The organism is Rhizobium sp. RSm-3 (assembly GCF_001854685.1).
Lineage (GTDB): Bacteria > Pseudomonadota > Alphaproteobacteria > Rhizobiales > Rhizobiaceae > Rhizobium > Rhizobium ecuadorense.
Map to the genome: position 1 here is coordinate 169,482 of NZ_MAWZ01000024.1, position 23,779 is coordinate 193,260.

General features: G+C 60.3%; 15 protein-coding genes. 12 read left to right on the forward strand and 3 right to left on the reverse strand.

All coding sequences use genetic code 11. The annotated features are described in order from the left end of the window. Nucleotides 1-41 precede the first annotated feature (41 nt). A complete protein-coding gene (locus BBJ66_RS19930) occupies nucleotides 42-1,808 on the reverse strand; it encodes a cytochrome c biogenesis protein DipZ (RefSeq protein ID WP_071089143.1) in 1,767 nt (588 codons plus the stop codon). Between the two features lie 327 nt (nucleotides 1,809-2,135). On the opposite strand from BBJ66_RS19930, the gene BBJ66_RS19935 reads away from it, so the two are divergent. From BBJ66_RS19935 to BBJ66_RS19985, 11 genes are all read left to right on the forward strand, one after another. Further along, on the forward strand, nucleotides 2,136-3,170 hold the full coding sequence (locus tag BBJ66_RS19935; protein WP_071089145.1) for an alpha/beta fold hydrolase: 1,035 nt from the start codon (nucleotides 2,136-2,138) through the stop codon (nucleotides 3,168-3,170). Nucleotides 3,171-3,284: 114 nt separating this feature from the next. Continuing rightward, a complete protein-coding gene (locus BBJ66_RS19940) occupies nucleotides 3,285-4,025 on the forward strand; it encodes a response regulator (protein ID WP_071089147.1) in 741 nt (246 codons plus the stop codon). Beyond that, nucleotides 4,022-5,344 (forward strand): sensor histidine kinase, encoded by a 1,323-nt coding sequence (locus tag BBJ66_RS19945; RefSeq protein ID WP_071089149.1) that lies wholly within the window; start codon nucleotides 4,022-4,024, stop codon nucleotides 5,342-5,344. The genes BBJ66_RS19940 and BBJ66_RS19945 overlap by 4 nt, the downstream gene beginning before the upstream one ends. A gap of 212 nt (nucleotides 5,345-5,556) precedes the next feature. Then, nucleotides 5,557-5,976, forward strand: a complete 420-nt coding sequence (locus tag BBJ66_RS19950) for an organic hydroperoxide resistance protein (protein WP_071089151.1) — start codon at nucleotides 5,557-5,559, stop codon at nucleotides 5,974-5,976. 31 nt (nucleotides 5,977-6,007) lie between these two features. Then, nucleotides 6,008-6,160 carry a hypothetical protein gene (locus BBJ66_RS35020; protein WP_190238024.1) on the forward strand — a complete coding sequence of 51 codons (153 nt, stop codon included), beginning with the start codon at nucleotides 6,008-6,010 and terminating at the stop codon, nucleotides 6,158-6,160. After that, on the forward strand, nucleotides 6,157-6,792 hold the full coding sequence (maiA, locus tag BBJ66_RS19955; protein WP_071089153.1) for a maleylacetoacetate isomerase: 636 nt from the start codon (nucleotides 6,157-6,159) through the stop codon (nucleotides 6,790-6,792). The genes BBJ66_RS35020 and maiA overlap by 4 nt, the downstream gene beginning before the upstream one ends. Before the next feature lie 347 nt (nucleotides 6,793-7,139). Beyond that, entirely contained in the window at nucleotides 7,140-7,571 is a 432-nt protein-coding gene (locus BBJ66_RS19960) for a hypothetical protein (RefSeq protein ID WP_071089155.1), read from the forward strand. A gap of 933 nt (nucleotides 7,572-8,504) precedes the next feature. Further along, nucleotides 8,505-9,395, forward strand: a complete 891-nt coding sequence (locus tag BBJ66_RS19965; RefSeq protein ID WP_071089157.1) for a hypothetical protein — start codon at nucleotides 8,505-8,507, stop codon at nucleotides 9,393-9,395. Between the two features lie 32 nt (nucleotides 9,396-9,427). Then, nucleotides 9,428-17,173 carry a beta strand repeat-containing protein gene (locus tag BBJ66_RS19975; RefSeq protein WP_244511718.1) on the forward strand — a complete coding sequence of 2,582 codons (7,746 nt, stop codon included), beginning with the start codon at nucleotides 9,428-9,430 and terminating at the stop codon, nucleotides 17,171-17,173. Nucleotides 17,174-17,239: 66 nt separating this feature from the next. Continuing rightward, nucleotides 17,240-19,447 (forward strand): type I secretion system permease/ATPase, encoded by a 2,208-nt coding sequence (locus tag BBJ66_RS19980; RefSeq protein ID WP_071089163.1) that lies wholly within the window; start codon nucleotides 17,240-17,242, stop codon nucleotides 19,445-19,447. Beyond that, the gene (locus tag BBJ66_RS19985) at nucleotides 19,444-20,919 is read left to right on the forward strand and encodes an HlyD family type I secretion periplasmic adaptor subunit (protein ID WP_071089165.1); all 1,476 of its coding nucleotides are present in this window, start codon (nucleotides 19,444-19,446) and stop codon (nucleotides 20,917-20,919) included. The genes BBJ66_RS19980 and BBJ66_RS19985 overlap by 4 nt, the downstream gene beginning before the upstream one ends. Nucleotides 20,920-21,111: 192 nt before the next feature. On the opposite strand, the gene BBJ66_RS19990 is transcribed toward BBJ66_RS19985, so the two are convergent. Together BBJ66_RS19990 and BBJ66_RS19995 are read right to left on the reverse strand one after the other, a co-directional pair. Beyond that, nucleotides 21,112-22,101, reverse strand: coding sequence for an aldo/keto reductase (locus tag BBJ66_RS19990; RefSeq protein WP_071089167.1), 990 nt, complete (start codon nucleotides 22,099-22,101; stop codon nucleotides 21,112-21,114). Between the two features lie 117 nt (nucleotides 22,102-22,218). Beyond that, nucleotides 22,219-22,614 (reverse strand): (R)-mandelonitrile lyase, encoded by a 396-nt coding sequence (locus tag BBJ66_RS19995; protein WP_049732043.1) that lies wholly within the window; start codon nucleotides 22,612-22,614, stop codon nucleotides 22,219-22,221. Between the two features lie 146 nt (nucleotides 22,615-22,760). On the opposite strand from BBJ66_RS19995, the gene BBJ66_RS20000 reads away from it, so the two are divergent. Continuing rightward, entirely contained in the window at nucleotides 22,761-23,654 is an 894-nt protein-coding gene (locus BBJ66_RS20000) for a LysR family transcriptional regulator (RefSeq protein WP_071089169.1), read from the forward strand. Nucleotides 23,655-23,779: the final 125 nt, after the last annotated feature.

The window sequence follows — 23,779 nt, forward strand, 5'->3', positions numbered from 1 at the left end:
CTTTGGTCGTCGTTGAGGATCGGAATTGATCGGTCTGCGGCTCAGCCGAAGGTGAAGGCGTAGGCCTGCACCCCGGGATCGAGGAAGTGGATCTCGAAATTGCGGGCGCCGACCGTGCCGGACTGGCGGACGAGCTGATAAAGCCTGGTCGCCGTGACCGTGCCTTTGCCATCGGCATCGATGTCGGAACCGTGGTCCGGCCCGGGCACCTTGCCGTCGACCGTCACCTGGAAGCGGATCGGCTTGCCGTCGGCGCCAGGCCCGAGGACGAGATGCAGGTCGCGGGCGCTGAAGCGATAGGTGATGCCGCCACCGGCCTGGTCAAGCGTCGCCTGATCCTTGCCGACAGTCCAGGTTCCCGACAGGCCCCAGCCGTTGAGGCCGGGTTCGGCGATCGAATAGTTCTGCGGGGCGTCGGCCTGGAGCCTCTCGGGCGAGGCGAAATTCGCCGCCTGTTGATAGCCGATATAGGTTTCGCCGGAGCGGATATTGCCGAGGTCCGGAGCTGCTTCCACGCCCTTGGCATTGGGCGCGACCGGCGCACTTGCCGTCATCTGGCTGCCGGCCTCGCGCAGCAGATCCTGAATGGCTTTTTCGGTCCTGCCGTAATTGCCTTCGCCGAAATGGTGGTAGCGGATCTGCCCCTTGGCGTCGATCAGATAGCCGGCAGGCCAGTAGCTGTTTTCGAAGGCGCGCCAGATTTTGTAATCATTGTCGATCGCAACGGGATAGCCGATCTGGAAGTTCTCGACCGCCTTCCTGACGTTGTCGATCTTCTTTTCGAAGGCGAATTCCGGCGCGTGGACGCCGATCACCACGAGGCGCTGATCCGCGTATTTTTCCGCCCAGCCCCTGACGTAGGGGATCGTGCGAATGCAGTTGATGCAGGAATACGTCCAGAAATCGACGAGCACCACTTTGCCCCGCAGTTGCTCGTTGGTCAGAGGCTTGGAGTTCAGCCATTCGACCGCGCCGTCGAGCGAAGGGGCATAACCTTCGACCGGCAGATCGCTGAGAAACGGCTTCTTTGCATCGGCGATCGTCGCGTCGTTGCTGGCGAGCTCGGAGGGGGCGCCGCCGACGGGCTTTGCATGCAGGCGGTCGAGCACGGCCTGTTCCAGCGAGGCGGTGCTGGCATAGGAAAGCCGCGCCAGCAGGCTGGTGTCGAGGCCAAGCGCTATGATGGCGACGCCCGCGAGTACCGCAGCACCGAGGCCCTGGCGAATCCAGTCTCCAAAGCCGAGCGACCGTTTCATGGCCGCGAATATCCTGCCGCCGACAAGCAGGGCGACGGCAAGCGAGGTCGCAGCACCGGCGGCATAGGCGGCCAGCAGGAAGGTCGTCTGCAGATTGGCGCCCTGCAGGGCGGCGCCGGTGAGGACAAGGCCGAGAATCGGCCCGGCGCAGGGCGCCCAGAGCAGGCCGGTGGCGACGCCGAGGATGAGGGCGCTCTTGACCGTCGGCGCGGCGCGTCCACTGCCGCTGGCAACCATATTGTTGCCGAGATCGACGATCGGGCGGGCAAGGGTGCTTGCGAAGCGCGGCGAAAGCAGGCTGGCGCCGAAGAGCGCCAGCAGGACGATCGCGGCAAGGCGGCCATATTCGTTGGCGCGAATGACCCAGCTGCCGCCGACCGCGGCCAGCGTGGCGACCAGGGCGAATGTGGCGGCCATGCCCGCCAGCATCGGCAGCGTGCTGCGGATGAAGGGCTGGCCGGCGCGGGCGAAGACGAAGGGCAAGATCGGGAGGATGCAGGGGCTGAGGATCGTCAGCGCGCCTCCGAGATAGGCAATGATCAGAAGTGTCATCATCGTTTCCTTTGAAACCGATTGATCGGGCTCTGGACGGCGATGGGCCTGAACCAGCAACGGCGGGGATATGGCCGGGCGGACGTATCCCGGATGTGTCCGGTTTTTCGGGAAAATGTACCGAAGTGTTGCTGATCAGCTTGGCCGATACAAAGCGACACAAACCGGCGTCGCGACGGCGGCCAACGATGAAAACGGCGCGATTGTATCGGAATGTATCCCGGCCGCCGGAAGCTACATCAGCATTCAATAATGGTCGCTCATGACATATCGCTGATACAAGTGGAACGTCTTTTGAGGACGTGATTCATTCGACAGGAGAGACCGATGTCAGAGCAAATCAACCATCACCGCCGCCGCTTCTTCGGCATGACGGCCATTGCCCTTGCGGCCGTTGAATTTGGCGTGGCTGGCACGGCTGTCGCCCAGTCGGCGCTGCCTGAGGTGAAGGCCGGAAGCAACACGTCTTTTGAAGCACTGAAGCAGGTGAATGCCGGGGTGCTCGATATCGGTTATGCTGAGGCGGGCAGGGCGGATGGACCGGTCGTGCTGCTACTGCATGGCTGGCCCTATGACATCTATAGTTTCGTCGATGTCGCGCCGCTGCTGGCCTCGGCGGGCTATCGCGTGATCGTGCCTTATCTGCGTGGTTACGGCACGACCCGGTTTCTGGACCAGGCAACGGCGCGCAACGGTCAGCCGTCGGCGCTCGCCGCGGATATGATCGCGCTGCTCGATGCACTCGATATCGAGAAGGCGGTGATTGCCGGTTATGACTGGGGCGGGCGGACGGCCAACATTATGGCGGCATTGTGGCCGGAGCGCTGCAAGGCGATGGTCTCGGTCAGCGGCTATCTGATCGGCAGCCAGGAGGCCAATATGAAGCCGCTGCCGCCGAAGGCTGAGCTGGCCTGGTGGTATCAGTTCTATTTTGCAACCGACCGTGGGCGGCTCGGTTACGAGAGCAATACGCATGATTTCGCAAAGCTCATCTGGCAGACGGCCTCGCCGAAGTGGAATTTCGACGATGCGACTTTCGACAGGTCGGCCGCCGCCTTCGACAATCCCGACCATGTCGCGATCGTCATTCACAATTATCGCTGGCGCCTCGGACTTGTCGAAGGCGAGGCCAAATACGATGCCTATGAGAAGACGCTTGCCGCATTGCCGATGATCTCCGTGCCGACGATCACCATGGAGGGGGATGCGAACGGCGCGCCGCATCCGGAGCCTTCCGCCTATGCCGGAAAATTCTCCGGCCGATACGAGCATCGCACCATCGGCGGCGGCATCGGCCACAACCTGCCGCAGGAGGCACCGCAGGCTTTTGCGCAGGCGGTGATCGACGTCGACCGCTTCTGATCGCAGGCGGCCGGCCGCATTGCTCTGGCCGGCGGAATATGCGTAGGTCGCGTCAGCCGCCTCGATGCCGAGGAGGAGGGCGCGGCTGCTCTATCGGTAAGGGAACAGGGACATATGGATCATGTCGATCACATCCTGGTCGTCGACGACGATCGCGAAATCCGCGAGCTGGTCTCGGGCTATCTGCAGAAGAACGGCCTGAGGACCAGCGTTGCCGCGGACGGGCGGCAGATGCGCAGTTTTCTCGAAGCCAATGCCGTCGACCTGATCGTGCTCGACGTGATGATGCCCGGCGACGACGGGCTGGTGCTGTGCCGCGAACTGCGCGCCGGCCGGCACAAGGCGATCCCGATCCTGATGCTGACGGCCCGCACCGACGAGATGGACCGGATCCTCGGATTGGAAATGGGCGCCGACGACTATCTCGCCAAACCCTTCGCCGCGCGCGAACTGCTGGCCCGCATCAAGGCGGTGCTGCGGCGCACGCGCATGCTGCCGCCCAACCTGCAGATCAGTGAGGCCGGGCAGCTGCTGAGCTTCGGCGACTGGCGGCTCGACACGGTCGCCCGGCATCTTCTCGACAAGGAGGGGACCGCGATTGCACTTAGCGGCGCCGAATACCGGTTGCTTCGCGTCTTCATCGATCACCCGCAGCGGGTGCTGAACCGCGACCAGCTTTTGAGCCTGACGCAGGGCCGCGGCGCCGATCTCTTCGATCGTTCGATCGATCTCCTGGTCAGCCGCCTGCGCCAGCGGCTGGGCGACGATGCGCGTGAACCGACCTACATCAAGACGGTGCGCAGCGAAGGCTATGTCTTTTCCGTTCCCGTCGAAATCATGGAGCTGCGTCCATGAGGGCGGCGATCCCTTCGTTGCCGGGTTTGATGTGGCCGAGGACGTTGCGGTCGCGGATATTCCTTATCCTGCTGATCGGTCTCGCCCTTGCCTACGGGCTCTCCTTCAGCGTGCTCTATATGGAGCGCACCATGTCGGCCAAGGCCGTGATGCTCGGTACGCTGGAGAATGACGTTGCAACGTCGATCGCCGTTCTCGACCGGCTTCCGCCAGCCGAGCGCGGTGATCTCCTCGATCGGCTGAGCCGCGGCAACTACCGCTTCGTGCTCGGACCAGGCCTTCCCGGCGTGCCCGATACGTCGAGCAAGGGGGCGGAGATATCAGGCAAGATCGAGGATGCGATCGGGCACCGCTTTCCGATCAGCATCGAACGGATCCCGGGCGAGGTGAACCGGCTGCAGGCGCATCTGACGCTGAGCGACGGAAGCCCGCTGACGATCGACGTCACGCCGAAGGGCGTCATGCCGATCGCCGCATGGCTGCCCTATGTCTTTATCATCCAGATGCTGCTGCTCATCCTCTGCACCTGGTTTGCGGTTCGCCAGGCGATCCGGCCGCTCGGCGCGCTTGCCGCCGCCGCCGATGCCCTCGACCCCAGCAAGGACGGTTCCGCCTTGAGTGAGGCGGGTCCGAGCGAGGTCGCGCATGCGGCGAGGGCATTCAATGCGATGCGGGAGAGGATCGCCCACTATCTCGAAGAGCGCGTGCAGATACTGGCGGCCATCTCGCACGACCTGCAGACGCCGATCACCCGCATGCGGCTGCGCGCGGATATGGCCGAGGATTCGCCCGAGAAGGACAAGCTGGTGCACGATCTCGGCGAGATCCAGCGCCTCGTCCAGGACGGCATAGCCTATGCTCGCAGCGCCCACGGCAGCGGCGAGAAGAATGCCCGCATCGATCTCGCCTCATTCATCGACAGCATAGCCTACGACTACCAGGACACCGGCAAGGCGGTGACGGTCGTCGGGCTGGTTCAGGGCGCTGCCTTGACCAAGCCACACGCCCTTCGCCGCATCCTGTCGAACTTCATCGACAATGCGTTGAAGTTTGCAGGTGCCGCCGAAATCAGCGTCGAGCACAATGCGGAAAACAATGTCGTCATCACCGTGATGGATCGGGGGCCTGGTATCCCTGACGATATGCTCGAAGCTGCCATGCAGCCCTTCTTCCGGCTGGAGCAATCCCGCAACCGGGAGACCGGCGGCACCGGTCTCGGTCTTGCAATCGCCCAGCAGCTGACGGCCAAGATCGGCGGATCGCTTCGGCTCTACAATCGCGCCGGCGGCGGGCTTGCGGCGGAAGTCACCCTTCGGTGACGGTTGGGGCCGCCGAAAGTTTTCCGGTGGTTTTGTATGGGAAAATGTCCTCGATACCGGATGCTACGTTTTGTGACATTTCGGCCGATTTCGGAAACATGCCGGATATATCAGCCGGTCAAACCACACTCCGTTCAACCCCAGTCGCCTGAGGCGATCCGGTCGCAAGTCGCGACCAATCGTTTGGGGCGACCCACCCAAGGAGTGTTTCCATGACCAAGATCGACAAGGTTCTCTATACCGGCAAGACCCGCACCACCGGCGGGCGCGACGGCGCTTCGCGAAGCGACGACGGCGAGCTGGATATCAAGCTCTCGCCCCCCGGCAGCGCGCGGCCGGGCACCAATCCGGAACAGCTTTTCGCTGCCGGCTGGTCGGCCTGCTTCATCGGCGCAATCGGCATTGCCGCGGGCAAGCTGAAGGTCAAGCTTCCGGCAGAGACCGCCGTGAATGCCGAGATCGATCTCGGAACGACCGACGGCGACTATTTCCTGCAGGCCCGCCTCAGGGTCAGCCTGCCCGGTATCGAAGCGGATGTCGCAAAGGCGCTGGTGGATGAGGCGCACCGGACCTGCCCCTATTCGAAGGCGACGCGCGGCAATATCCATGTCGAATTGACCGTTGCGGGATGACGACCGATCGACCGCACCGATGGAGGATTTGATGCGATTGATGATCATCTGCATTTTGGGCGCGACGGTCTTCGCCGCGCCCTGCATCTACGATGTAAGCTCGCGGGAGCCTTCGCCGCTCGCCGGCCTCATGACGGCGGCGTCCACGGTTTCCTCTTCAGGCCGTCAGGGAGAAAGACAGTGAAACTCTATCAGAACGAAATTTCCTCGGCGACCGCAAGGGTCCGGATCGCGCTCGCCCTGAAGGGGCTGACGGCCGAGGCGCTGCCGGTCACCATCCTCGGCGAAGAGGCCGAGAGCCGGCAGGCCGGATATCGTAGCGTCAATCCGCAGGGGCTGGTGCCGGCCTTGCTGACGGATGATGGCGTTCTCATCACTCAGTCGCTGGCGATCGTCGAATATCTCGATGAGATCCGGCCGCAACCGCCGCTGCTGCCGGATACGGCGGAGGGCAGGGCGCTGGCGCGCTCGATCGCGCTGGGGATCGCAGCCGAGATCCATGCGCTGCTGCCGCCGCGGATCGGCCTGCATCTCAAAACGGCCTTCCAGGCCGACGCCGATGCCATTGCCGCCTGGAGCCGCCATTGGGTTGGCGAGGGAATGGCCGCGGTGGAGACGATGATCGCCGGCCGCAGGCAAGGCGCCTTCGCCGTCGGCGATCGGCCTGGTATTGCCGATATCTTTCTCTTCCCGCAGGCGATCAGCGCCCGGCGCATGGGTTTCGATCTCGCCCGTTGGCCCAATATCACGGAGATTGTCGGTAGGCTCGAGGCGATCCCGGCTTTCCAGGAGAATGCGCCGGCGCCGAGACGATGATGCGATTGGCGAAGAAGCGGCTGCACACGATAGCGGCCGCTTCTTTTCTCAGCGATTGAACCCTTGCCTGCAGATGCGCGGGAGAAAGGGCGGGGAATGAACGTCTTCGACATCCAGGCGGGAGGTGTTATGAAATGCCGTTGTCATCCGCACCGCCGCGATGCGGGTCGAGCTTGCCAATCGCCCTGCCGTGGCTCTTGCCGCCTGCTCTATCCACTGGTGGGCCGCATCTTCCATAGCGGCTACACGAGCTATAATGCGGTGGCGGAGGTGAGCGGCCAGCGCGTGAGCTTGCCGCCTCCATCAAGGAGCTGGGCGAGGCCCGCCTGCTCTCGGCATCGCAGGCGATGAAGGAGGCATGGGGCGACACGCTGCCCGGTGCCCCTGCGGACCTGTGGACGTGGTTGCTCGACCAGCACACCGACAAGCTGCAGGAACTGCTGGCGTTCGTCACCGCCGCCAATCTCAATGGCGTGAAGGCTAAACATGACCAGAGCCGGGGTCTGCTGGAGAACGCCGAACAGGTAGCGGTGGCCGTCGGTCTCTACATGCGCGGGCACTGGACGGCGGATGCGACGTTCCTCAACCGCTTGGGCAAGAGGGGCATGGCCGAGGTGCTGGAGGAGGCCGGGTGCGCTTCGGCGGTAGTGCGCACCATCGAGAAGGCCTCGAAGGCTGAGGTGGTGGCCGAAGCCAAAAAGCAACTGGCCGGTAAGGGCTGGCTCCCGGCTGCGTTGCGCACCGAAGGGCAGGGAGCCTTGCCCGACGCCTCGGCGTAGTTCGCTGACCCGATATGACCATGAAAGCCCGGACCCGTCTCCGGGCTTTTGCTTTGGTGGTACGGTGTCGGTGGCCTGTCCCGGCCGTGGTCGACCCGACCACGCCAGGGCGAGGGGAGCCCCGTGGCCGCTTCCCCTCGCGCTCCCCTCCCGCCCGTTTGACGGATGGCAGCGAATTAGCCGTTATAGGCGCAAAGGGTGAGCGCATTGCCGTCCCAAATGGCGCCAAATTCTGCAGCCCCGGCATCACCATCTCAAGATAAGCGACTATCACAACCGCCGGTGGCTGCAAGTCAAGCACAAAGAAGCCATCCGGCAATCGAAATTATCTGTCTTCGGTATGGAGACCTAACGAGCTGCCCTTGTTGACGTGGTGGACGCGCCGGACTGCGCGTTTTGCCAGTGGCGGGTTCATGAATGAGTAACCGTCGTCTCCGTAACCAGACTTGCATCATTTAAAAATGCATTATTCCTAATAAAGATAGAAACTATGTTCGATTTAACAATCGTTCGCTCGCGAGCCACTAGAAACGATTGCAGGAAAGCAACAGCCCGCGACGAATTTAGCAGAATAACTCCAATAGGAATCTAGGGGGTTCCCGGGTGCGTCCTTCTGTCGCTCTCGGAAATCAAGCTAAGATTGTGAAAACTACTTGATTGAATCATAAAAACGCTTTTATCGTAAAGGTCGATATAACGGGCTTTTGCAAGCATGTGGCGACAGCCAAGGAGAGAAAAGATCATCTTTTATCGCAAGGTTCGCCACTGACTTAGTGAGGATTAAGCCCGCATTTTGCCGGGGAACAATTTTTTTTACTTAGGACATTTTCAACTCTGCTTTGCGCCTTACCTCGGCCGGCTGGCTTGGCTGAAAATTGATATGTGCTGCAATCTTGTTGAAGTCTAAAGGTTGAATAGACCAAGGATGTTATTGTGGAAGATAACTACGAGCGCGATTTCATCGCGTTTCACGAACTGCCTGTTAGATGGCTAATCTGTCTACTGATGGGCCAGATCGCGCCGTTCGTCGCCCTCTTGATGGGCTCGTACGTGCTGGCATATCGCTATTTGCTGAGGCTCCTTGGCTTGGCCGCATTGGTGCTATTTCCGACGATCGCATTCGCTACGAGCGAATTCGAGTTGCAGTGTCACAAGCTCTTACCCTCTGCCGACGCATTTTATGAGAGATGTCAGAAAGACGCCGTTCCTTTTGGCAGAACGTTTTATCCTAGCGGCGGCAACAAGGGGGAAGAAGAATACTACCGTGTTCTCTTCGACGATGACGGCGGAAACTCCCATTTCATCTTGGGTTGCGCCATCGCCAACGCAAATGTGAAAATGGTCAGCATCTACTATAAGACGTCGATCGAACCTCTTCCACCACTAAGGGAAGAATATATCCAGTATGCCGACCTCCAAGGGCATATAGGCCTAAACATTAATGGCCAAAGGCGCATTCTACTCGCGGTTCGGCAAATTGTGACGGACAAGATCCCAGCGCGTTATAATTGGGGCATCACGAATTGCGGCATCAGCGATCTTGAGGGAAGTGCACCAAACCCGAGTAGTTCGAAGCTCTTGAGGGATGACCGGCACCGCCCCATTGGCTTCTGTTATCGGCCTGGCATCCCGTGCGAAACTGAGCCGTATGTCACGCTCTTTGGTCTTGGATCGAATGATGCCGTCTTTATGCCAGATCCAGATATTTTCGTCGACGCAGATGGTACGCTCATCGTTTCTCGATCCCGATATGACGATGCCTGCCAAAACTGGTTGAACGATATATACGGCCCAACAGCCATTATTCTTGAGGGTTGCAGGTAAAGAGACTGACACTATTTTATAAGGTGAGGAAAATGCAAAATTCATCCGTATTTGTACCTTTAGTTCTTCCCAACTACAACGTAATGTCTCCTCTCCAGCTTGAGGCGCCCGGCTTGGGACACGCTGGCTTCATGATTGTCGATTCACTCGGACGCGCTCAATACTATGAGTTCGGGAGATATAGTGCGGCCAAAAATAGCAACCTCATCACGAACCACCCTACTAATTCTGGGAACGTTCGCAGCGTTTCAATTCCGGGTTTGATGTCGTTTGATGAAGATGGAAAGATCTCTCAGAATTCTCTACGCAGTGCATTGGATCATGTGTATGGCGCATCTGGTATGTATAAGTCAGATACCGGAGTTGCTGTGGCTACTCAATTTGGGATCACCGACGAGCAATATCGCGACGTTTCTAAATATCTGAAATCATTCATCGCTAACGTGAACGCCGGCAAGCAATCATACGGCATCCTTGGTGTAAATTGCATCCAGTTTGTGGAGGACGCCGCAAAGGCCGCTAATTTGAAGATTAGCATAACTCAGGATTTGCCGCACACTACCATTCCCAACATCGAAGCGGGGAATATCCTCTCAAGGGCGGGAGCAGGCTTCTTGTATTCCGGCCCGAATTCCTGGTTGGGAAGTGGAATCGAAGCCACAGGAACCATTCATGCGAACGTAGAGAAGTCGCTGGATGCCATCGTCCAGACCGGCAACGCAATTGACCAGTGGGGAACCGCTGCCAGCCAGGGTCTTGCGCCTCTGAATACATTGAACTCGGCACCTCAATTGCCGACCGCCCCCACTCTTCCTGTTGACCCGATAAGTTTCAAGCCCCTCTCTGCTCCTTCGCCACTCACGTCCGTCACTCCACTTACACCTGCATCGTTGTCGGATTTTAGGAATTTCTGGGACGCCTCTTCCTATGACGAGGGCCGTGGATATTCGAGTGGGTCCGGTCGCGGTGGCTCCGCCGATATCTACGGCGGGTATGGCGCGTCATCTTGGAGCGGTGGATCTTCATTCGGCGGCTCGTCTGGAGGTGGTGGCTCGTCTGGAGGTGGTGGCTCGTCTGGAGGTGGTGGCTCGTCTGGAGGCGGCGGCTCGTCTGGAGGTGGCAGCTCGTCCGGAGGTGGTGGCAGCAGCCCATTCGATCAATGGCAAGGGCCGGATGAAGGCGTCAGAGGGCGCACTGCTACCGGTATGGGATGGGGACAATTGTCCAATCCATTCGATCAATGGCAAGGGCCGGATGAAGGCGTCAGAGCGCGCAACGCCCATGACGTGGGGTGGGGGCAAAGATCATCCCATTGGGCGACGGATTCAGGAGATTATGATCCCGACGCGGTCGAAGGTGTACCAGTTCTCCTCGATCTTTCCGGTAACGGTTTGAGCATCGACGAGCTGTCAAACTCCTCGAAATTCGTAGATCTCGATGGCGATGGATATCAGCATCGGACCGCCTGGGCAGGTGCCGGTACCGGTGTGCTTGTCATCGATGCAAATGGTGACGGCAAGATCAGCCAATCGAATGAATTCGTGTTTGCCGAGTGGGACTCTTCGGCGACGAGCGACCTTGAGGCGCTGAAGCATGTCTTCGACACCAATGGCAACGGCAAGCTCGACGCCGGCGATGTCCAATGGTCGAAATTCCGTGTGGATGTAAACGGACAACTCGTCACGCTCGACAGTCTCGGCATCACTTCGATCGACCTGGCGCCGAAGGGCAGCGGCCAGACCTTTAGCGACGGCTCCGCTATCACTGGAACCACGACCTTCACCCGTGCTGATGGCACGACGGGAACCGTCGGTGATGCGCAACTGATGGCTGATGACGACGCCTATATCGTCAAGACGACCAGCGCGACGAAGGCCGACAGTTCGGTCGAGAAGACGATTCTTGCTTACGACAAGGATGGCAGCCTAGCCTTCCGCAATATCGTTACGACAAGCGCTGATGGCAAAAGTGTCCAGACGCAGTTCGACGACGATGGCAATGGCACTTTTGACCGCTCGCAGACCAATGTGCTCACCGTCGATGCATCAGGCGTCCAGACGAAGACCGTCTCCAACTTCAATGCGGATGGGTCGCTTGCGGATCGCACGACGACGATCACCAGCGCCGACCACCTGACCGTGACGACGACAGTCGACCAGGACGGCGACGGCACCGCCGACCAGCGGCAGACTTTTGTCAAAAGCGCCGATGGTTCGACCACCACGACCACGCAACAACTCAGCGTCAACGGGACGCTCCTGTTTGGCACAGCTGTCACCGGCTCCGCCGATGGCCTGACCAAGACGACCAGTCTCGACCGGGACGGGAATGGGGCCTACGAGGATATCGTCACCGAGACCACGACGGTCGCGGCGGATGGCAGCCGCACCAAAACAGTGATCGATCGCAGTTCGAACGGTAAGGTTCTGTCAGAGGTCGACACGTCCACGAGTGCTGACGGCCGCACCATCACCGTATCAGTCGATGCAGACGGTAACGGACCCCGCGAAACCAAAACTGTCACCACATCCAACACAGCGACGTCAGGCGACGTGACGCTCGTCACTTCAACCTACAACACCAACGCATCCTCTATTCTGCGCTCGAAATCGACGACGGTCACCACCGCCAACGGATTGTCGAAGACGACGACGAGCGACGTAAACGCCGACAGCGTGATTGATTTCACCGATACCGATGTGACAGTGATCGATGCCACCAGCCGGACGCAGACCGTGCAGCATCGCACCAAGACCGGGACAACAGGTACGCTGCTGTCGCAGTCGGTCACGAAGACCAGCCTTGACGGCAAGTCTATCACGATCACCGAAGATGCGAATGGTGACACCAAGACCGACAGATTGACCGAGATTGTGGTCGGAACGGATGGCAAGACGACCAAAACGGTCCGCACCCTCAATGCCGACGGCTCGCTGGTCTTGAAGACCATGGCGGTCACATCCGCCGACGGCTTGTCGAAGACGACGAGCACGGACGTCAACGGCGATACTGTCAACGATCTCGTGGTGACGGATGTCATTACCACGTGGTCGGATGGCAGCCGCACTGAAACGGTTACATCGAAGAACGCCAACGGCGCGACCATCGCCTCGACTCTCACCAACACATCGGTCGACAGTCTGACCCAGTACGTCAAGACTGATGCCAACGGTGACGGCGTTTACGAAGACACCACGAAAAGCGTCACCGTTCTGGACAGCACCGGCAAGCGAACGGAAACGGTGAGGAGCACGAGCGCCGACGGAACGCTCAAGACCCAGATCGTCACCGACATTAGCGCCGATCGGCGGACCACCACCATCGTAACGGATGCGGATGGCGATGGCAGGACTGATACGCGCCGGGTCGAGACGGTCTCGGCCAGCGGCAGCGTCAACATCTGGGAGCGGCAATACGCTGCGGATGCATCGACAATCAGCACGACAATCACCGACATCAGCGGCAATGGCCTGACCAAGACCGTATCGGCGGATTTGAACCACGACGGCGTCGGCGATCGCATCACGAACGACCAGACGGTGCTGAATGCCGACGGCAGCAAGACCGAGACGGTCTCTCTGACGAGCAGCGATGCCACGCGTCTGAACAAGAAGACGATCGTCACGTCAGGCAACGGCATGTCGATCACGACGAGCGACTACATCAACGGCGACGAGGTGGTCGATACCAAGACAACTGATGTCACAACATTCGACACCTATGGGCTGCAGTTCCGGACCGTATCGGATTACCGGGGAACGTCGCTCGTAGGATCAACCAAGGTCACGACCAACCTCAACGGCCTTTCCGGATCAACCGACTACGATCTGGACGGCGATGGAACGGTCAATCAGACCTTGTCGTGGAAGAAAACACCGCTCGATCCGCTCGGATCGGTCACCACCACCAAAACGGTCAAGGCAACCGACGCCGCCGCGACGCTAATCTCGCAGACGATCACCACGGTCAGCGCCGACCAGAGAACCACCACCGTGAACACCAAGATCGATGGTGACGCCGTTGTCGACTTTGTAGAAACAATCACCATCGACAACGCCGGAACGCAGAAGGACGAGATCAAGCAGTATAACGCTGCTGGCGCGCTCGAAAGCCAGGCGGTCGCCACTATCTCCGATGACGGGCTGTCGAAGACCTCGAGTTCGGACCTGGACGGCAACGCCGTCTTTGAACTCGTCACGACCGATGTCACGGTGCTGAACACGGACGGCAGCCGCACCGAGACGGTCTCGAAAAAGGGCATCGGCGATGCGCTGATTTCCCGCACGACTTCAAATGTCAGCGCCAGCGGTCTGAGCAAGGCAATAAGCTGGGCCGATGCCAGCGACACGACGGTTCGCTCCTTGAGTGACGTCACCGTTCTCAACGCCGATGGCGGTACGACGGAGACGCTGTCCTACTTCAAGGCGGATGGGACGACGCTGGAAAGCAAGACTGTCGCCACTGTCGCAGCTCATGGTCTTACGACCACGGTCACCGTCGATGTCGACGGTGACAACGTTATCGACAACAAATCGGTCACAGCAAAGCAGACCAACGGCTCGACGATCCAAACCCTTAGTGACTTCGGCGCCAATGCCGCGCTGACGGATACGAAGACCGTCACGACGTCGGCTGACGGCCTGACGCAGACTGTCGAATACGACAGCAATGGCGATGGCACGATCGATAAGAAGACGACCAAGACGACGGTTCTGAAGGCCAATGGCAGCACGGCGACCATGACGAAGGATATCGTCGGCAGCGTCACCAAGAGCATCACGCTGACAGAGGTGTCGGCAGACGGCCTGACCGTGACCACTAAATGGGACACGACAGGCACCGGCGGCGGCACGACCTTCGACAAGAGCCGAACCGATGTCACCGTCCTCAACGCCAATGGCTCGACGACGCAGACGATCAGCAATCTGACCGGCACGGTACTGACCAGCCGCTATCTCGTCACGACAAGCGCCAATGGACTATCGATCACCACCCAGATCGATCCCACAGGTGCCGGCACCTACAGCCAGAAGGCGACCGACGTGACCGTCCTGAATGCCAACGGCACCAAGACGCGGACGGTGGAAAGCACGAAGGCTGATGGTTCGCTGGTCTCCAGGACCATCACCACGATTAGCGCCAACGGCTTGGTCACCTCATCTAGCCAAGAGCGCCCCGGCTTTACCAACCAGACCGTCACCGACACGACCACGGTGCTGGCGGACGGCGCTGTTCGCGAGATCGTCGAGACGAGGGACGGCGGCGGAGCCTTGATCGGCAGGACCGTCACCCTCACAAGCGCCGATAAGCTGACGGTCACCATCGACCGTGACGGAAACGGCGACGGTATCGTCGATCAGCACCAAGAAACGGTCACCGCCAATTCAGGCGTCCAGACATCGGTCACTACCGACTTCAGGGCCGACGGCTCTGTCAGGGACAAGTCGACCGTCGTCGTATCCGCCGACGGTCGCCTGACGACCACGACCTGGGATCTCGATGGCGATGGTGCGATCGATCGTCAGCGGGCGACGAACTTTACCGCGAATGCCGACGGAAGCAGCATCACTGTCATTTCCGATACGGATCTGCCGGCCGGCACGCTGGCTGCAACGACGACGATCCAAACCTCTGCCGATGGCAGACTGAAGACGACGTCGAAAGATACCAACGGTGACGGAACGACCGACCAGGTGGAAACCGTCACCATCGATTCCACGGGCGCCTCGGCTTCCGCGGTCACCAACAATGCGACGGCGCGACTGGTTTCCAACCTGACGCCGGGCGGCGTCTATTGGATCCAGGCAATCGCGGCGAAGATCGAGACGACCACATCGGCGGATGGCCGCACCAAGGTCGCCAAATACGACTACGACGGCAACGGCGTCTACGAGACGATCATGCAGTCGACCATCCAAGTCGACGGCTCCATCGTCACGGCGGTGACAGAAACCAATGCCAGTGGCACGGTGACGGCAAAGGGCACGATCTCGACCAGCGCCGACGGCCTGATCACCACGCTGTCGAAAGATGTCGGCAACAACGGCGGCATCGATCATACCGAGACGGCGGTAATCCATGCCGATGGCTCGATCACCCGGACCAAGGTCGATCTTAACGCCAGCGGAGCAATGATGCAGACGACCGTCGATCAGGTTACCGCGCTCGGCTCGCTTTCCTCCAGCCTCACGACGGACTCGGCTGGCCGCAAGACCGCCGAGACCATCTTCGCTGCGGACGGAAGCTCCTTGACGACGACCTACGACGGGGCGAGCGGGCAGACGTTGAGTGTCGCCAATGCAAATAAGGCCGGCTTACTGACGACCGTGACTTTCTACGACCCGCTGAGTGCGAACACGTGGAAAAGTATCGAGCGGCAATATGACACTGCCGGCAGGGAGACGTTGGAAAAGCAGTTCTACGACGACAACACACGGATCGAGATCAGCTTCGATCCATCAAATGCTGCGGCGTGGTCGCAGATACAACAAAACTATAATGCGGCAGGACAGCTGACGTACAAGCTTGAAACGGGCGACGACGGCTCGAAGACTGCCTACGACGTTGCAGGCACCCAGTCATGGTCGACGATCAAGCAATCCTATGACGCGGCAAACAGGCTTATCGGCGTCGATCAGACCAATGATGACACCACACGCTATGTCACTAGCTATGACCCCGCGAATGCGGCGGTGTGGTCTCGCGTCGACTATTCCTACAACGCCGGCGGTCAGCTCACAGTTCAGAACATCTATTACGACGACGGCGGCAAACGCTATGAGGCATGGGATCGGGCGAATGCTGTAAACTGGTCATACCACCTCGTGATCCAGAATAGCGCCGGGCAGACGACCTACGAAGAAACGAAATTCGATGGCGGTCAAACGGACAAGAGAACGAATGACGTCGGCAACGCTAGCAACTGGTCATATCAGATAGCCTCATACTCGGCATCGGGCGCCCTGATGCAGACGTTCACACAGATGGACGAGGCAAAGAAGTGGTATTACGAATACCAAGACTATCTCAATAACCAGGCATGGACCAGGGACATCATTCGCTTTGACAGGTACGGAGTCAAAACCAGCGGCGATACCTATTTCGATGACGGTACGCGGATAGAGTATGAGTACCATTCCGATCGGGGTGGCACGCTGGATTGGTGGAAGAAATATAACGCCCAAGGGCAAGTCATTGAAACATATTATGCGAATTCCCCGATCCTCCTCGATTTGAATGGCGACAGCCACGTCGATCTTCGTCCTCTTGACTCACTTGGCCCATCTGTAGGCTTCGACTGGGATGGCGATGGTGTTGCAGACGAAACGGCTTGGGTTGGTCCTCAGGATGGTTTCTTGGCAATCGATCTCGGCGCGGATGGTACGACCGGCCCAGACGGCAAGATCGACCAGGCGCGAGAGTTGGCGTTCAGTCTTTGGGACGACACGGCGACATCGGACCTTAACGGCTTGCGGCTCGCCTTCGATACCAATCACGACAACGTCCTTGACATCAACGATGCTCGTTGGAGCGAGTTCAGGGTCTGGCGCGACCTCAACCAGAATGGCGTTAGCGACGCCGGCGAACTGCAGACGATGACCGACGCCGGCATTCGATTGATCAATCTGCTGCCGAGCAGTGATGGGGCGCAATCCTTCTCCGATGGATCGATGATCACAGGCACGAGCTCTTATCAAACTATTGACGGCACGAACCAGTACTTGGTTGGTGACGCAGTTCTCGCCTCGCGGTCAAGCCAAGCGGCAAATGTCGTGTAACCAGATGTACCGCTTCGTGTCGGCGCCTGTGGCGCCGGCATACCCTCTTTTGATTGATCACACACAATGGCCGACATCCAGACAGCATCCGATCCTAGCGCGGCGGAGGCAGAGACTACAGGCGAGCCACAACCCGTACCGGAAGCAGCGATCGCCGACAGCGGGCTGGCGGCGATTGCTGCCGTTGCCGGTTATTTCCGGATCGCATCGCGTCCTGATACGCTGAGCCGGGAACTCGCCCTGACGAGCCAGGCGACGCATGACGACCTACTGCGCGCCGCAAAAATCATCGGCTTGAAGGCGCGCATCGTCCGGGCAGATCATGCCAAACGGCTGACGACCCTTCCGGCGCCCGCCCTTGCCTCGTTGAAGGATGGCACCTTCGCAGTCTTTGCCGGCGCGGCCGCCGAGGGGCGATATCGCCTGATCAATCCCATCGATTTCTCCGCCCGCAGTGTCGAGGCCGGCGAGCTTCTCGCTCTGACCTCGGGCGAGTTCATTCTCGTCCAGCGTCTCTTTGCCGGCCCCGGCGCCTCGCAGCAGAATTTCGGCTTCCGCTGGCTCCTGCCGGCGATCTGGCGCTATCGGCGGGCGTTCGGCCATGTGCTGATCGCTTCCCTCGTCATCCAGATCTTCGCGCTGGTGACGCCGCTGTTCTTCCAGGTCGTCGTCGACAAGGTGCTGGCGCATCGCAGCTATTCCACGCTGATCGTGCTCGTCATCGGCCTCGCCGCCGTCGGGCTCTTCGATGTCGTCCTCCAATATCTCAGAACCTATGCGCTGTCGCACACGACCAATCGCATCGATGTCGAGCTCGGCCGGCGGCTGTTCCGTCATCTCCTCAACCTGCCGCTCAGCTATTTCGAAACGCGCGCCACCGGCCAAACGGTCGCAAGAGTCCGCGAGCTCGAAACCATCCGCAACTTCCTCACCGGCCAGGGCCTGTTCTCCGGCCTGGATCTGATCTTCACCATCATCTTCATCTTCGTGCTGTTTTCCTATTCGCCGAAGCTCGCCTGGATCGTCGTCGCCTCCATTCCCTTCTACATGGCGATCGGCTTTCTGATCCGTCCCTTCCTCAAGGAGCGGATCGACGAGAAATTCGAGCGCGGCGCTTTCAGCCAGCAATTGCTCGTCGAAACCGTCGTCGGCATCCAGACGCTGAAGGCCTCGGCCGTCGAGCCGGTGGTCTCCTCCCAGTGGGAAGAGCGGCTGGCCGCCTATGTGCGGTCGTCGTTTCTCGCGACCATGCTGGCGGCGAAGGGTCAGAACGCCATCCAGTATATCAACAAGATCACCTCCGCCGCCCTGCTCCTCTTTGGCGCGCAGGCGGTCATCGACGGTGAATTGACCGTCGGGGCGCTGGTTGCCTTCAACATGATCGCAGGCCAGGTCTCGCAGCCGATCCTGCGCCTGTCGCAGCTCTGGCAGGATTTCCAGCAGGTGCAGGTCTCCGTCGCCAGGCTTTCGGATATTCTGAACGCTCCCCAGGAGCCGCGCCCGAGCGTCGCCGTCAGCCTGCCGCCGCCGAAAGGCGCGATCGGCTTCAAGTCGGTGAACTTCCGCTATTCCCCGGATGGTCAGGATGTTCTGAAGGACATCAGCTTTTCGATCCGGCCCGGCGAAGTCATCGGCATTGTCGGCCCCTCCGGCTCCGGCAAATCGACGCTGACCAAGCTGGTGCAGCGTTTCTATATCCCGAACAGCGGCCAGGTCTTCGTTGACGGCCAGGATATCGCCCAGGTCGATCCGGCCTGGTTGCGGTCGAATATCGGCGTCGTGCTTCAGGAAAACATGCTGTTCAACCGGACGATCCATGACAATATCTGCATGGTCAATCCGGCCATGTCGCGGGCCGCCGCCATCCAGATGGCGCGACTCTCCGGCGCCGACGAGTTCATCGCCAAACTGCCGCGCGGCTACGACACGCTGATCGAAGAGCGCGGCGCCAATCTCTCCGGCGGCCAAAGGCAGCGGCTGGCCATTGCGCGTGCGCTTGCCACCAATCCACCGATCCTGATGCTCGACGAAGCCACCAGCGCGCTCGACTATGAGAGCGAGCGCATCATCCTCGGCAACATGCGCGAGATCGTCCGCGGCCGCACCGTCATCATCATCGCCCATCGTCTGGCGACCGTGCGGCACTGCAACCGCATCATCGGCATGAAGGACGGCCGCATCGTCGAAGAAGGAACCCACGAGCAGCTGCTTGCCCGCCCGAACGGGCTTTATGCCCATCTCTGGCAATTGCAGACGGGGCCTCTTGAATCATGAACCAGAACGTCCAGCCACCCCGGCTTCCGCCGAAGCCTCCGAAACGATTGCGGGTCGACAACGAGTTCTTGCCGGCCGCGCTCGAAATCCTGGAAACGCCGGCCTCGCCGATCCGCACCGCGCTCATCTGGTTCATCTGCCTGCTTACCGCCGGCGCGCTGGTCTGGAGTTATGTCGGCACTTTCGATATCGTCGCGACAGCACAGGGAAAGATCCAGCCGACCGGACGCGTGAAGGTGATCCAGTCCATCGAGGTCGGCAAGACGATTGCCGTCCCGGTGTCGAACGGCGCCAAGGTGGAAGCCGGCGATGTTCTCGTCGAGCTTGACCCGACCGAAGCGCGCGCCGAGGTCGACACGCTATCCATCAACCTTTCGGCGCTACGCGCGGAAGTCGCCAGACGTAAAGCAGCATTGGCTGAGGTAGAGGCGTGGCTGCATAGCGATCTCTGGAGCGGAGAACGCCGGATTGAGATCGCTCCCGAATTTGCCGATTCCATACCAGCCGACATCCGCGCGCGCGAGACGCTGCTCTACAATTCCGATCTCGAGCAGCTCTCATCGACGCTGGACAGCCTCGCAGCCCAGCGCAACCAGCAGCTTGCCGCTTCGAAAAGATACAGCGAGATGATCACCGCTCAACAGGCACTGGTCGCCACGCTCGAAGACCGCGTCTCCATGCGCTCCAACCTCGTTGACATGAGTGCAGGTCCGAGATCCGGCGTCATCGATGCCGTCGAGGTCAAGCAGAAGGAAGAGGCAAATCTCGCCGAGCAGATCGGTCAGCGGGCGGAGGTGGAGATGGCGATCGCTGCAGCGACCAGCGAAGGCCTGAAAACACTCAAGACCTTCGTCGCCGATAACGCTGAGAAGCAGGCAGCAGCATCACGAGAGATCGACGAGAAGGAACAGCAACTGGTCAAAGCCGCCAAGCGGCTCGACTCGATGACGATCAAAAGCCCGATCAAGGGTATAGTTCAGACATCGGCCATCACAACGGTCGGCCAGGTGGTGACATCAGGCGCCGAGCTGATGCGGATCGTGCCGGACGACTCATCTTTCGAAATCGAGGCTTATCTGCCGAACCGTGACATCGGCTTCGTCTCGTCGGGCCAGCACGCCGTCATCAAGGTCGAGGCCTTTCCCTTTACGCGCTACGGCATCCTGAATGGCACGGTCACCCGTGTCGCGACCGATGCTATTCCCGAACCGGATGCGCAGCAGCTCGAAGGTCAGCCCGCCAAGGAGCTGCAGAGTCTGATCCCTATCGGCAATGCCCAACGCGTCCAGAACCTGGTCTTCCCCGTCGTCATCAAGCCAGACGTCGCAAGCATCAACATCGATGGAGCGCGCGTACCCCTCTCTCCCGGCATGTCTGTCACCGTCGAGGTCAAGACCGGCAGCCGCCGCATCCTCGAATATCTCTACTCGCCGCTCGCCGAAATTGCCTCGGAAGCGATGCAGGAGCGATGAACGGAAGTAGTATTATCGGCGGCGCTCGATCGCGGTCACGGAAACCTCAACAGATCTACCGCGAGGGCGGCTCGCTTCTTCCGTCATATCGCCTCGTTTGGTGCAGGATGTAACGTGGACGTCAAATCACACCCGAAACGATGATGCGATCAATGAAGAAGCGGCCGCGCGCGATGGCGGCCGCTTCTCTTCTCAGCGGTTGACCCTTGCCTGCAGATGCGCGGGATACCGATCGCCTTCCACCTTGATGGTGGCGAGCGCGCTTTCGATATTGCCGAGATCCTCCGCTGTCAGTTCGACCCCGGCGGCGGCGATGTTCTCCTCCAGGCGGTGCAGCTTGGTGGTGCCGGGGATCGGCATGATCCAGGGTTTTTGCGCCAGCAGCCAGGCGAGCGCCACCTGCGCCGAGGTTGCCTTCTTGCGCGCGGCGATCTCTGCGAGGAGATCGACGAGCGCCTGGTTGGCCTTTCGCGCTTCTGCCGAAAACCGCGGCACGATGTTGCGGAAGTCCTTGCTGTCGAAGCTGGTCGTCTCGTTAATCGCGCCGGTGAGGAAGCCCTTGCCGAGCGGGCTGAACGGCACGAAGCCGATGCCGAGCTCTTCGAGCACCGGTAGGATCTCCTGCTCGGGCTCGCGCCACCAGAGCGAATATTCGCTCTGCAGCGCCGTCACCGGCTGGACCGCATGGGCGCGGCGGATCGTCTGGGCGCCGGCTTCCGAGAGGCCGAAATGCTTGACCTTGCCTTCAGCGATCAGCGTCTTGACCGTGCCTGCGACATCCTCGATCGGAACATCCGGATCGACGCGATGCTGGTAGAACAGATCGATGACATCGGTCTTCAAGCGCTTCAGCGCCTGGTCGGCAACCGCGCGGATCTGCTCCGGACGGCTGTTCATGCCGCTCTGGCCGCCATTGGCATCGAAGTTGAAGCCGAATTTCGTGGCGATCACCACCTCGCCGCGGAAGGGAGCAAGCGCTTCTCCCAGAAGCTCTTCGTTCTTATAGGGTCCATAGGCCTCGGCGGTGTCGAAGAAGGTTACGCCGCGTTCGAATGCCTGCCGGATCAGGGCGACCGCTTCCTGAATATCTGTCGCCGGACCATATCCATAACTCAGCCCCATGCAGCCGAGACCGATGGCCGAGACTTCAAGTCCGCTCTTTCCGAGTTCACGCTTTTGCATCGCCGTTTCCTTTCCTAAAGCACGTCGCGTCAAACTTGATTCAAGCGACGCGCTTTAGCTCTTTGTTTTTACTCATGTCGTTGCCGCAAAACCGCGGCCACTTTTGCGCGACATGCTTTAAGCTTGATATTGCGTGTCGGTGACGTGCTCCATCCAGTCGACCACCTTGCCGTCGAGCTGTTCCTGGATGGCGATATGGGTCATTGCCGTCGTCGGCGCTGCGCCGTGCCAATGGCGTTCATCCGGTGCGAACCAGACGACGTCGCCGGCGCGGATCTCCTCGATCGGCCCGCCTTCGCGCTGGACGCGGCCGCAGCCGGATGTGACGATCAGCGTCTGGCCAAGCGGATGGGTGTGCCAGGCGGTGCGGGCGCCGGGCTCGAAAGTGACACTGGCGCCGGCCGCGCGGGCCGGGTCGGTCACCTGAAACAGAGGATCGATGCGCACCGTGCCGGTGAACCAGTCCGCCGGTCCCTTGGCCGAAGGCTGCGAGCCGCTTCGCTTGATTTCCATGATCGTCCTTTCCTGTGTCGGAGACTGTGGGACGGTTCGTCCGCCGCGGCGGATGTCTTCGTCCTCAGATGACAGGATATTTAGCGCGTGCCTTTGGTCGCGATTAGATGGTAGTTGTGGCAAGGACTTATGAGAAAGTTTCATAAATGCTGCGTCCAGCCGTCAATGATCTGATCGCCTTCCTTGCCGTTGCCCGCGCACGGAGCTTCACGAAGGCGGCAGGGAGGCTCGGCGTGTCGCAATCGGCGCTCAGCCATACCATCCGGGGACTTGAGGAGCGGCTTGGGTTGCGCTTGCTGACACGCACGACGCGCAGCGTCTCGCCGACGGAGGCGGGTGAACGCCTGCTTCTCACCATCGGCCCGCGGATCGACGAGATCGAGACAGAGCTTGCGGCCTTGAGCGCGTTTCGGGAAAAGCCGGCCGGCACCGTCCGCATCAATGCCGGAGAACATGCGGCGGATGCCATCCTCTGGCCCGCCTTGGAAAAACTCCTGCCTGACTATCCCGACATCCATGTCGAGATCATCGTCGATTACGGCCTGACCGACATCGTCGCCGAACGCTACGATGCGGGTGTGCGCCTCGGTGAACAGGTGGCGAAGGATATGATTGCGGTGCGCATCGGCCCCGACATGCGCATGGCTGTGGTCGGTGCTCCCGCCTATTTCGAGATGCGGTCGACACCGTTGACGCCGCGGGATCTCACCGATCACAACTGCATCAATCTGCGCCTGCCGACCTATGGCAGTGTCTATGCCTGGGAGTTCGAGCGGGACGGGCACGAGATGAACGTTCGCGTCGAGGGACAGTTGACCTTCAATAACATCGCCCTCAGGCTGAACGCTGCGCTTGCCGGGGCGGGACTGACATATCTGCCTGAAGATGCCGTGCAGGCGCATCTTGCCGACGGGCGGCTGGTGCGCGTGCTTGAAGACTGGTGTGCGCCGTTCCCCGGCTACCATCTCTACTATCCCAGCCGCCGGCACGCTTCGGCGGCCTTCACCCTTCTCGTCGATGCGCTTCGTTATCGAGGATAGCAGCCGACATTTACAGATCCCGCCAATCAGCGGGTATCCGCGCAGAGCCTGTTCCACCTCCTGAGAGGCTCTATGCCGCAGGCGAAAACATGCTGCGCCGGCGATTTGACATTCCATCAGTCGCC

Bases quoted from the DNA above. Each gene is read 5' to 3' on its own strand.
- BBJ66_RS19940 (WP_071089147.1), top strand. From the start codon at position 3,285: ATGGATCATGTCGATCACATCCTGGTCGTCGACGACGATCGCGAAATC.
- BBJ66_RS20000 (WP_071089169.1), top strand. From the start codon at position 22,761: ATGCTGCGTCCAGCCGTCAATGATCTGATCGCCTTCCTTGCCGTTGCC.
- BBJ66_RS19985 (WP_071089165.1), top strand. From the start codon at position 19,444: ATGAACCAGAACGTCCAGCCACCCCGGCTTCCGCCGAAGCCTCCGAAA.
- BBJ66_RS19930 (WP_071089143.1), bottom strand. From the start codon at position 1,808: ATGACACTTCTGATCATTGCCTATCTCGGAGGCGCGCTGACGATCCTC.
- BBJ66_RS19975 (WP_244511718.1), top strand. From the start codon at position 9,428: ATGCAAAATTCATCCGTATTTGTACCTTTAGTTCTTCCCAACTACAAC.
- BBJ66_RS19960 (WP_071089155.1), top strand. From the start codon at position 7,140: ATGAAGGAGGCATGGGGCGACACGCTGCCCGGTGCCCCTGCGGACCTG.
- BBJ66_RS19950 (WP_071089151.1), top strand. From the start codon at position 5,557: ATGACCAAGATCGACAAGGTTCTCTATACCGGCAAGACCCGCACCACC.
- BBJ66_RS19995 (WP_049732043.1), bottom strand. From the start codon at position 22,614: ATGGAAATCAAGCGAAGCGGCTCGCAGCCTTCGGCCAAGGGACCGGCG.
- BBJ66_RS19935 (WP_071089145.1), top strand. From the start codon at position 2,136: ATGTCAGAGCAAATCAACCATCACCGCCGCCGCTTCTTCGGCATGACG.
- BBJ66_RS19945 (WP_071089149.1), top strand. From the start codon at position 4,022: ATGAGGGCGGCGATCCCTTCGTTGCCGGGTTTGATGTGGCCGAGGACG.
- BBJ66_RS35020 (WP_190238024.1), top strand. From the start codon at position 6,008: ATGCGATTGATGATCATCTGCATTTTGGGCGCGACGGTCTTCGCCGCG.
- BBJ66_RS19980 (WP_071089163.1), top strand. From the start codon at position 17,240: ATGGCCGACATCCAGACAGCATCCGATCCTAGCGCGGCGGAGGCAGAG.
- BBJ66_RS19990 (WP_071089167.1), bottom strand. From the start codon at position 22,101: ATGCAAAAGCGTGAACTCGGAAAGAGCGGACTTGAAGTCTCGGCCATC.